The sequence below is a fragment of the Neobacillus cucumis genome, assembly GCF_002860255.1.
Classification (GTDB): Bacteria; Bacillota; Bacilli; order Bacillales; family Cytobacillaceae; genus Neobacillus; species Neobacillus cucumis_A.
The window spans coordinates 45,862-52,691 of the sequence record NZ_PGVE01000080.1 but is presented as its reverse complement, the minus strand read 5'-3'; the positions used below and the strand labels follow the sequence as shown (position 1 = coordinate 52,691).

Sequence of the window (6,830 nt, the reverse complement as noted above, 5' to 3'; positions counted from 1 at the left end):
ATCAGAAAAGCGCAAGCGCCTTGATCAGCCCCGACAAGCATAAGACGAGCCGGCCGAAAGGTTGCTTTTTAACCTTTTGGACGGATCGGCTTATGACCTCGAGGGGCTAGGCGCTGGAGCTAGACAATACGAAAAGCGCAAGAACGATTATCGTCCTTGCGCTGACATTCTGATTCAATTGTTAAATTTCAATATCTGCTGAATAAATGTGGTGGATCATGCCTGTTTTATCCTCGAGTTTTAAAACACCATCGTCGGTAATTCCTAATGCTTTGCCCTCAATAACATTTGTTAGTGTTCTCGCCTTCAGATTTTTTCCAATACTAATAGCATATCCTTCCCATAATAGTTTAATGGGGAAAAAACCTTGTTCTAAATATAACAAATATAATTTTTCAAAATGCTTGAAAATGCTCCTAATTAATTCCGCACGGGAAATAGATTCCCCTTTCTCAATAGAAAGGGAGCTGGCTTTTTCATGAAGCTCTTGAGGGAAATCCTCTTTTTTTTGATTAACATTAATTCCTGTACCAATAATAACTGAATGAATCTGGTCTGCTTCCGCCTGGAGCTCTGTTAAGATACCCGTTATTTTCTTACCATTAATCAATATATCATTAGGCCATTTTATTTCCGGCTCCAAACCTGTTACTTCTTCAATTGCCTGGACAATTGCCACCGCCGTTAAAAGGGTCAATTGAGGGGCTTTTGTGAGTGGAATATTCGGTCTAAGAATTAAACTCATCCAAATACCGGTATATTTTGGTGAATGCCAGCTTCGGTTCATTCTACCTTTACCTAAACGCTGCTCTTCAGCGATAACTACTGTTCCCTCCGGTACACTCTCATTTGATAAGCGATGAGCAATTTTTTGCGTTGATTCAACACTTTCTTCGAAATGGATATTCTTTCCAATAAAGTTTGTTAAGAGACCAAGTCTAATCTCGTCAGGTGTAATGTTTTCAGGTGTTTTGACAATCCTATATCCCCTATTTCTAACAGCCTCTAATGTAAATCCTTCTTTTCTCAATTCCTCCATATGCTTCCAAACCGCCGTTCTTGAGCAGCCAATTAGTTCAGCTAAATACTGCCCCGAGAGAAAGGTTTCACCAGCATTTGTAAAAGCATCAAGCAGTTTATTTCTTATTTCTGACTGCACTTGATCAGCCACTCCTTAATCTTTTCTTTATCATTTGGGACATCCCCTGCTAAGATGGCACACTCAATGTTAAAAATAGTCTCCCTTAACCATGGTCCTCCATCAGCATGCAGCCACTCCATAAGATCCCTGCCCGTTACCTTCATATCGCTACGCTGCTTTATAGGCAGTCTCCCGTATAAATTTAACCAATGAGTAAGAGAATCTATGTTTGTTAGACCTTTTAGAACTCCATATAGATTTTCAGTGGAAATTAATACTTTCCTTCCTGCTAAATAAAGATCGTAAACAGTCCATTCCTGCTCCAGCCTTTTTTCTAAAAAAAATAAAATTTGTTGAATCTCCTTGATTTCCTTCACAGGAAGCTTCCATTCTCGTAAAAAGGCCTCCACAGACGTATTGTTAAGTTTTAAAGAGAAAAGAAGTAAAGACCACATTTCTACTTTTTTTAACCCTTTAAAAGAAAGGGAAGCGAAAGATTCCATTTGGCTTATATAATTTCTTATGCCGGGAAGATAAGCAAATAAACCAGTTCGAAGCAGTATTAAAATTGCATTATTAGCATTTTCTCCAACAAGTAATTTTTCAAACTCTACTTTTATCCGTTCCACCGCAATGTTTTTTAATAATGGAACAAGTTTTTTTATTGCTTGAAGTGTCTCATCTTCAATTGAAAAAGAAAGTTGACTGACAAATCGGATGGCTCTCATTATTCTTAAGGCATCTTCTTGGAATCGCTCATTTGCAGAGCCAACAGTCCGGATTATCTTATTTCGAATGGCAGATTGACCATTATATGGGTCAATGAGCTTTCCTTTGCGATCCATCGCAATGGCATTCATTGTAAAGTCCCGGCGTTTGAGGTCATCATCAAGATTACGTATAAATGAAACCTCTTTTGGTCTGCGAAAATCTTGATATTCGCCTTCCGTCCTAAAGGTTGTAATTTCATAAGATTTATTTTGAAAAAGGACCAGTACTGTTCCATGTTCAATCCCAATATCAACCGTTCTTTGAAATATTTCTTTCACCTCATTGGGTGTGGCCGATGTAGCGATATCCACATCGCTGATTGGTCTGTTTAAAAGATAATCCCTTACAGACCCTCCAACAAAATAGGCCTGAAAACCTGATGCCTCAAGCCGGTTAATAACCGGAATTGCTGATAAAAAGGGTTCGATCATTTCGTTCACCTTAATTCAAAAGCTTCCAGTAAAGCTGTTCATATTGTTCAACAATCTGGTCCGCTTTAAATTTAGTTTTTACCGTTTCCAATGAATGGAATGACATACTCCTATGTAAGTCAAAATCATTTAGGACAGAAATTGCCTTTTGCGAGATATCCTCAATATCACCAACTCTGCAAATATACCCAGATACACCATCTTGGATAACTTCCGGTACTCCTCCAACATTTGTCCCAATACAAGGAACACCACATGCCATGGCCTCTAATGCAACAAGTCCAAAGCTCTCTTTTTCAGATAACAATAGCTTTAAATCACTAATGGAATATAATTCCTCTAAATTTTCTTGTTTGCCTAAAAAGATAACTTTTCCTTCTAACGAAAGCTGTTTTACCAGTTTACATACGATTGTCATTTCTGGCCCGTCACCAACCAGCAGTAACTTTGCCGGCATTGCCGCAGAAATTTTTGCAAACGATTTAATTACATCGCTGACCCTCTTTACAGGACGGAAATTAGAGACATGAATAATAACTTTTTCATCTTCTTTAATCTGTAATTGCGCTTTTAATGAGGTACCTTCTGTTTTATGATAAACCCTTTCATCAATAAAATTGTAAACTGTCTCGATCTGCTTATCTGGATTAATCAGTTCATAGGTTTGTTTCACCAAAGCAAGCGATACAGCTGTGACAATATCTGATTTTTCAATACCAAACTTAATAGCATCTGTTAATGATGGGTCATAGCCTAAAACAGTTATATCCGTACCGTGTAAAGTTGTAACGACCTTTATATCTCTGCTGCACATCTGTTTAGCCAAAATAGCACATACGGCATGTGGAATGGCATAATGGACATGAAGAATGTCCAATTTTTCACGATTCGCCACTTCAGCCATTTTACTAGCTAATGCAATATCATAAGGAGGGTATTGAAAAACTGAATATTGATTTACTTCTACTTGGTGGTAATGAATATTATGGTACATCTTATTTAAACGAAAAGGCAGACTGGAAGAAATGAAGTGAATTTCATGTCCCTTTTCTGCAAGCATTTTCCCTAATTCGGTTGCTACTACTCCAGATCCACCTACAGTCGGGTAACAAGTGATTCCTATTTTTAGTTTCCGCATGGTTCTTCTCCTAGCAAATCATGTTTCAAAACAAGTGGGACTTTTGTCTTGAAACCCTCAGCAAATGTTACTCCGACCAGTTTTCCAAACATTCTTTCCCTGGCCTCGACTGTTTCGATATAATCGTTCACAAGCGGCGTTTGCACACTTTCTTCAGTTAATTCAAACTGACTTTTATATGCACGTAATGCCGCTACCTTCTTATCCATCGCCTCTGTTATATCAATTGTAAAATCAGGTTTATGGAAACCATTTATCATGTAAAAATATATTTTTTCTACACGATGTGGCTCATTCCATTCATTTGTAGAGTATTTTCTTATCCCCGCAGAAAATACTGCTTCTTCTACAATTTTGGCACAATTCCCATGGTCAGGATGCCGGTCTTCCAAAAATGGTGCAAATACAATTTGGGGTTTGAACCTCCGAATCATCTCTGCAACCTTTTGGATATATTCTTCTTTAAGGAATAGTCCTCTATCTGGAAAAGCTAAAGAAGTTCGAACTGATACACCTAAGATATCAGCAGCCTTCGCTGCCTCTTCTTTCCTAAGCACTACATTTCCATTGGAGGAGAGACCAGCGTCGGTTAAGTCACAAATACCGATTTGTTTTCCCTCTCCCGCTAATTTCGCAATGGTTCCAGCCATGCCAATTTCTACATCATCGGCATGTGCACCAAATGCTAGGATAAGTAACCTATTTTTCTCCATTAACATCACCATTCTCTTTAACTACATTTCTCCACTCTAACAATCCCATTTCTAATCCTCGTATGAGCAATTCTGCTGTTCCCATATTTGTCGCAAGTGGAATAGAATAGACATCACAAAGTCTTACTAGAGCCGTCACATCAGGTTCATGCGGCTGTGCGGTTAACGGATCACGGAAAAAGAAAATGGCATCCATTTGATTTTTGGCAATCAATGCCCCTATTTCTTGGTCTCCGCCTAAAGGTCCCGATTTGAAACGAGTTACATCCAATCCCGTAGCCTCATTAATTCTAGAGCCTGTCGTTCCTGTAGCAAATAGGGCATGTTTTGCAAAAATGTCCTTGTAAGCTGTAACAAATTGAACTAAGTCATTTTTCTTTTGGTCATGTGCTATTAATGCAATATTCATATCCGTGCTCCTAACCTAAAATATTTTCAAGTCCGTATACAAATGTATTGTTCTTCATAACTGTTTCAACTGCTACTTTGACACCTGACATAAAGGATCCGCGGTTATAAGAATCGTGACGAATCGTTAATGTTTGTCCATCAGAACCAAATAAAACCTGCTGGTGAGCAATCAGACCCGGTAATCTGACAGAGTGAATATGCATCCCATCGAATTCTGCGCCTCTAGCACCTTGTATTGTTTCTTTTTCATTAGGGTGACCTTGTTGTTTTGCTTCCCTTACAGCTGAAATCATTTCTGCTGTTTTAACGGCTGTCCCAGATGGAGCATCAAGCTTTTGGTCATGATGCAATTCAATTATCTCCACATCATCCATGTATTTTGCTGCCATTTGTGAAAATTTCATCATGAGGACCGCACCAATTGCAAAGTTTGGTGCAATGATACAACCAAGTTCTTTTTCAAAACAAAGCCGCTCCAGCTCCTCTAAATCTTGTTTTGTAAAACCTGTTGTCCCTACAACTGGCCGTACATTATGTTCCAGTGCAGTTCTTGCGTGATACATGCCCACCTCTGGAGTTGTTAAGTCAATTAATACATCTGCTTCTATATTTTGTAGACATTTTTCAATATTGGAATAAATAGGTACATTACCAATGGATTGAAATCCTTCCACATCACTAAGCATTAATCCATCATGTTTATGATCTACAGCTGCTACTAATTCAAAATGTTCTGTATTGGTAACTAATTTCACTGCCTCACTGCCCATACGGCCTCGTGGACCTGCAATGATAATTTTAATTGTATCCATTTCTTCACTCCACACTTTCTTGATCAATTCTAGTCCAACGGTTTTTATCTCTGGTGTTAAATTTATTCATGACAAAATCATGAGCTTCTTCTAAATCAATGTTTAAGGAATTAGCAAAACAAATCATTACAAAAAGCAGATCTCCAAGTTCCTCTTCAATCGCTTTTTCTGTTTCCGTCGATTTCTTAGGTTTTTCACCATAATAATGATTTACTTCTCTAGCCAATTCACCAAGCTCCTCCGTAAGTCTTGCAAGCATGGCTAAAGGGCTAAAGTAACCTTCTTTAAATTGACTTATGTATGTATCTACCTCTTCTTGAAGTTCCTTCATAGACTTCCCGTTAGTCATTCTCTCCACCTCATCTTCGAACGGGCATTTTGCTTATATTTATTCTTTTTAATGTTAGCTAAATTACGACAGATTTACAAATGTTTTCGCTTTAAAACAAGCTGTTTTCCTCCCTCTCATTGCTCTTATCTGCCTAATTCGTTATAATTAGAACCGCCATAAAAGAGAAAGAGGTGAAAATAACTATGATAATGGGACTTAAGCTTAAAAACATCCTTTTTATCCTAATAGGTTCCGCCATAATGTCATTCGGTCTCGTTAATTTTAATATGCAAAATAAACTAGCTGAGGGTGGGTTTACAGGAATTACCCTTCTCTTCTATTTTTTGTTTAAATGGGATCCATCCTATACGAACTTAATACTTAATATTCCTTTATTTTTTATAGGATGGAAGCTATTGGGCAGGAATGCATTTTTATACACGATCATTGGTACCGTTGGTGTTTCTGTTTCTTTATGGATTTTTCAGCGCCATACAATTGAAATGCCTCTTGAACACGATTTAACCTTAGCAGCCTTGTTTGCTGGTGTTTTGACTGGGATAGGATTAGGAATTATTTTTCGTTTTGGCGGGACAACCGGCGGAGTAGATATCATCGCCCGGCTCGTACAAAAGTATGCAGGATGGAACATGGGGAAAACAATGTTTCTATTTGATGCCTGTGTAATAGCCCTTTCATGGTTTACATACTTAAATTATAAACAAGCCATGTATACACTGGTGGCTGTTTTTGTTGGAGCTAGAGTCATTGATTTTATTCAGGAGGGAGCCTACTCGGCAAGAGGAGCTATAATTATTTCTGATCAAAACGAGCAAATTGCAGAAAAAATAATGGCTGAAATGGACCGCGGCGTCACTGCTCTTAAAGCATATGGTTCATATACAAAAAACGAACGTGAAGTACTATATTGTGTTGTAGCGCGGAATGAAATTATCCGTTTGAAAAATCTAATTACCTCTATTGATCCACATGCCTTCGTTTCTATCTCTGTTGTTCATGATGTACATGGTGAAGGTTTTACCCTTGATGAAAATAAAATGCCAATTGGAGAATAAAAGAAA

At 38.0% G+C, this 6,830-nt stretch carries 8 protein-coding genes; 1 reads left to right on the top strand and 7 read right to left on the bottom strand.

Features of this window, described 5'->3' with window-relative positions:
• Positions 1-181: 181 nt before the first annotated feature.
• From CVD27_RS21590 to CVD27_RS21560, 7 genes are read right to left on the bottom strand one after another with little or no spacing between them, the layout of a single operon-like run.
• Complete coding sequence (locus CVD27_RS21590; RefSeq protein ID WP_101650379.1) at positions 182-1,159, bottom strand: biotin--[acetyl-CoA-carboxylase] ligase; 978 nt, start codon at positions 1,157-1,159, stop codon at positions 182-184.
• Positions 1,144-2,343: a CCA tRNA nucleotidyltransferase gene (locus tag CVD27_RS21585; protein WP_101650378.1), complete on the bottom strand. Its 1,200-nt coding sequence runs from the start codon at positions 2,341-2,343 to the stop codon at positions 1,144-1,146. Before CVD27_RS21585 ends, CVD27_RS21590 begins: the two co-directional genes overlap by 16 nt.
• Before the next feature lie 10 nt (positions 2,344-2,353).
• Positions 2,354-3,481, bottom strand: a complete 1,128-nt coding sequence (bshA, locus tag CVD27_RS21580; protein ID WP_101650376.1) for an N-acetyl-alpha-D-glucosaminyl L-malate synthase BshA — start codon at positions 3,479-3,481, stop codon at positions 2,354-2,356.
• A complete protein-coding gene (gene bshB1 / locus CVD27_RS21575) occupies positions 3,469-4,194 on the bottom strand; it encodes a bacillithiol biosynthesis deacetylase BshB1 (RefSeq protein ID WP_101650387.1) in 726 nt (241 codons plus the stop codon). Before bshB1 ends, bshA begins: the two co-directional genes overlap by 13 nt.
• Positions 4,181-4,603: a methylglyoxal synthase gene (gene mgsA / locus CVD27_RS21570; protein WP_101650374.1), complete on the bottom strand. Its 423-nt coding sequence runs from the start codon at positions 4,601-4,603 to the stop codon at positions 4,181-4,183. Before mgsA ends, bshB1 begins: the two co-directional genes overlap by 14 nt.
• 10 nt (positions 4,604-4,613) lie before the next feature.
• The gene (gene dapB / locus CVD27_RS21565; RefSeq protein ID WP_101650372.1) at positions 4,614-5,417 is read right to left on the bottom strand and encodes a 4-hydroxy-tetrahydrodipicolinate reductase; all 804 of its coding nucleotides are present in this window, start codon (positions 5,415-5,417) and stop codon (positions 4,614-4,616) included.
• Between the two features lie 4 nt (positions 5,418-5,421).
• The gene (locus tag CVD27_RS21560; RefSeq protein ID WP_101650370.1) at positions 5,422-5,766 is read right to left on the bottom strand and encodes a nucleotide pyrophosphohydrolase; all 345 of its coding nucleotides are present in this window, start codon (positions 5,764-5,766) and stop codon (positions 5,422-5,424) included.
• A 185-nt stretch (positions 5,767-5,951) separates the two neighbouring features.
• On the opposite strand from CVD27_RS21560, the gene CVD27_RS21555 reads away from it, so the two are divergent.
• Entirely contained in the window at positions 5,952-6,824 is an 873-nt protein-coding gene (locus CVD27_RS21555; RefSeq protein WP_101650368.1) for a YitT family protein, read from the top strand.
• The last annotated feature ends 6 nt before the right edge of the window (positions 6,825-6,830 follow it).